Genomic DNA, 455 nt, shown 5'->3' on the forward strand with positions numbered 1-455 from the left:
ATAACTTTGTAAAAATATTTTTGAAGATTTAGTTAGGATTTTGTCAATATACTTGCCAATAAGTTCATTGCAATGCCAGTTTAGTTCCTTTTTAAAATAAGTATTTACATAAACAATTACGTTATCCGCATTGGTCACCAATGCGCCACTTAAAAAGTAATCAGCAGAGTAATCTGTAACTCTATTATCATCTAATTGATGCAGGGGCATTAAGGTTAACTCACAAAGTCAATAATCGAACGGCCGACTGTTTCTGGGTGAGTCATATGAATACAATGACCATGTGCGCTTATAACTTGGAGCGTAGCGTTAGGTATTTCATTTGCGACAAATTCGCCTACAGATGGAGCCGCTAAAGCATCATGCTCACGTAGTAACACTAATGATGGCTGTTGTATATGTTTAAGCGTCTCGCGAGAAGCAGATAAAAAAGTGGCTTCTGGAACGGTTTTTGC

General features: G+C 37.1%; 1 protein-coding gene and 1 pseudogene. Both read right to left on the bottom strand.

The window, feature by feature from the left end; all coding sequences use genetic code 11:
• Positions 1 to 210: pseudogene (locus tag CWB66_RS22515) on the bottom strand (PAS domain-containing protein); the annotation flags it as partial.
• Between the two features lie 5 nt (positions 211 to 215).
• The coding region (locus tag CWB66_RS21095) for an alpha/beta fold hydrolase (RefSeq protein WP_138586969.1) at positions 216 to 455 on the bottom strand (240 nt) is incomplete at its 5' end.

The organism is Pseudoalteromonas sp. S558, from assembly GCF_005886635.1.
GTDB lineage: Bacteria > Pseudomonadota > Gammaproteobacteria > Enterobacterales > Alteromonadaceae > Pseudoalteromonas > Pseudoalteromonas aliena.